The following is a 3,048-nucleotide window of genomic DNA, read 5'->3' as shown; positions in this document are numbered from 1 at the left end:
GTGGATACACAGGTCATGCGGATACGGAGCCTCGGTCTGGTTCCAGGTCTCCAGCAACAAGGTGCGCTCGGCTGGCGGCAATACATCGAGCTGACGTACCGGTGTGCGAGGAGCCGTCTCAAGCGCTTGCAACAGGCTCTCCAAGGCTTGCTGCATATAGCCGCACACGCGTTCAGCAGACAATGTCTGCACGACCTGAGCGGTTAGCCCCAGGGCCTGCCCGAAGTCCTCGACCGAGAGGACAAGCGGATAGTTGGTGCGCTCTTCAGCACTGATCCATTCAATACCCTCAAGTAGTTGTCGGGAGTCCTCTTGCTCGCCATCGACAGTGTCCGACGAGAGGCTGTTATGGCGGTAGTTGAGCAGCGCACTGAACAATGGCGCTGGTGCGGCCACGCCGCTGCATCGTTGCGCCAGCGCAAGGGAGGCATGTTCATGGCGCAGCAACTCAGCCAGCCGTGTATGCGTGTGCTTGACGCTGGTTTCGACCTCGGTGTCATCCAGATCCAGCCGCAGCGGCAAGGTATTGATGAACAACCCCATAGCCTGATCGGCACCGGTACCAGCGTGCATGCGACCGAACAATACCGTCCCAAAGACCACGTTCTCGTGACCGCTGGTGCGTGCGATGACTTGACCCCAGGCCAGATGGCACAAGCTGGCTAAACTGACCCCGATGCGCCGCGCCTGGGCTCGCAGACGGTCGTTGAGCACCTGCGGCAACATGCGATGAGCCTCCTCCACCTGGTGGCCGTCACGGTGCACATCGACAAGACCGAAGGGCGTGGTGGGCTCGTCAATATCCGCGAGCATGTCGCGGAAGAAGCGCTCGTGTGCGTCGGGGTTCATCCCAAGCCGCGCCTGCGCGACCAGATTGCGGAACGGTTGCGGGGTCGCCAGTGTTGAGGCCTGCCCCGCCATGATGGCCTGCACCTCGCTTTTCAGAATCTCCAAGGTGGAGTGATCGCCGATCAGGTGATGCAGCAGCTGCAATAGCAGCCAGCGATCATGCTCGCGATCGTGAGCGACAACAAAACGCAGCAGAGGCGCCTGGGTAAGATCGATGCGGTAAAGGCGTGGATCAAAGCGACGTGCGAGCTGTTCGTGGGCGGGGCCATCCTGTGAATCGAGGTCCACCTCGGTAATGCTGAGCGACGCCTGCCGCCAGACCACTTGGACCGGAATGGGCAGCTCCTCCCACAAAAATGCAGTGCGCAGAATGTCGTGGCGGTCGACCACCTGTTGCACGGCTACCAGGAAGCTGTCGAGCCGGGCCTTGTCGGCAAAGGCCATCTGACCGGTCAACAGATAAGGATCGCCGTCGGCGGCCAATAGATGGTGGAACAAAATGCCATCCTGCAAGGGCGAGAGGGCATAGATATCCTGGATATTGGTAACACCGCCTGGCACACGGGTCACAATGTGATCAATCTCCGATTGTGACAGATCTACTAGTGGAAGCGCTTCGGGCCTGATGACCTCGTTGTGTAAGGTAATGGCATTAGGTGGGATCGGAGCATCTAAAGGTCCGCCACTTGTGCCAAGCAGGCGCCCCCCCGCTTGAATGTAACTAACGAGATCCTTTTTATTTTCAAGCAATGAAAGCCTTAAATCTTCGGATATGAAATTTCTAGGTGTCCTTACCACAAGATCGTCGCCATCAATCGAGAGCGACACCTCAGCCTTTGCTAAAGCAATCAAAAGATCATCAATATTCACAGTCGTATTTCCAATACTTTATGCGTAGACAAGGCAAGATCTGCAAGGGTGGAGGAAGCGAATAGGGTATGTACCTCAGTACCAAGCCCTTGACGACGTAATCGCTCCATCAATTGGATGGCCATAAGCGAGTGGCCGCCCAGTTCGAAGAAGTTATCGTGACGCCCTACCCTCTGCACGCCCAACAGCTCTTCCCATATCCCAGCGAGTGCCTGCTCGATCTCGCCTTCAGGCGGTTCGTAGACATGGCGTACATAGGCATCGTCTTCAGGCGCCGGCAGCGCCTTGCGGTCGAGTTTGCCGTTGGGCGTCAGCGGCATCGTGTCCAGTTGCACGAAGGCCGTCGGCACCATGTAATCAGGCAAGCATGCGGTCAGATGTGCGCGCAGTGTCGCGACGAACTCGTCAGATGCGGTCCCATCTACTGCTGGTGCGGCCACCACATAGGCAACCAGTCGTTTGTCGCCGGAAACATCTTCGCGTGCAAGGACGGTTGCCTCATGGACTGCCGGGTGTTCGATCAGGCGCGCTTCGATCTCTCCGGGCTCGATACGGAACCCACGGATCTTGACCTGCTGGTCATTACGGCCGAGAAACTCGAGGTTGCCATCGGGGAGATAGCGCGCCAGATCGCCGGTCTTGTACATTTTTGCATCCGGCTTGTCGACAAACGGGTCGGCAAGAAAGCGCTCGGCGGTGAGGCCGGGGCGGTTGAGATAACCACGGGCTACGCCGACACCGCCGATGTATATCTCGCCCACCGCCCCCAAGGGCACCGGCTGACCGTATGCATCCAACAGGTAAATGCGCGTGTTCGCAATCGGACGCCCAATGCTCTCGGTGACTGGATCAGCTCGATGCATTTGCATCCAGGTCGAGTACGTCGTTGTCTCTGAGGGGCCGTAAAGGTTACAAATTTTCTGTGTTTGAGTGCTTTCGAAGATATTTCTTATTAGTGTCGTTTTCAGCGATTCTCCTGCCAAATTTATGGTACGAATTGATACTGGTAACGCCTTGGCGTCAAGTAGGGAGGTGATGGTCGAAGGTACCGTGTTGATGATGGAGACATCTTGTGCTCCCTGCATCAATACCAATGCGTCATCCACGAGATGTAACGTGCCTCCCTGGACGAGAGGAGAAAAGCATTCGTACACGGACAAATCGAAATTGATTGAGGTCGAGAACAACATCCGTGCGATCTCTACCTCTGCAAAGGCGTGACCACTCCAGTGCAAGAGATTGACCGTATTGCCATGCTCAACCATGACGCCCTTGGGCGTACCGGTAGAGCCGGAGGTGTAGATGACATAGGCCAGGTGATGGGAGGTC

Annotated in this window: 2 protein-coding genes; both read right to left on the bottom strand. The window is 56.9% G+C overall.

Translation table 11 applies throughout. From position 1 onward, the window contains the following. Positions 1 to 1,719: condensation domain-containing protein (locus BTJ49_RS15105; protein WP_240601860.1), on the bottom strand; the 1,719-nt coding region annotated here is incomplete at its 3' end. Continuing rightward, positions 1,716 to 3,048, bottom strand: a 1,333-nt coding sequence (locus BTJ49_RS15100; protein ID WP_146742379.1) for a non-ribosomal peptide synthetase, incomplete at its 5' end; no start/stop codon positions are given. The genes BTJ49_RS15105 and BTJ49_RS15100, both read right to left, overlap by 4 nt.

The sequence above is a fragment of the Oleiagrimonas sp. MCCC 1A03011 genome (assembly GCF_003267965.1).
In the GTDB taxonomy this organism is placed as follows: domain Bacteria; phylum Pseudomonadota; class Gammaproteobacteria; order Xanthomonadales; family Rhodanobacteraceae; genus Oleiagrimonas; species Oleiagrimonas citrea.
Note: the sequence above shows the minus strand (reverse complement) of the source record. Positions and strands in the feature narration are given on the sequence as shown.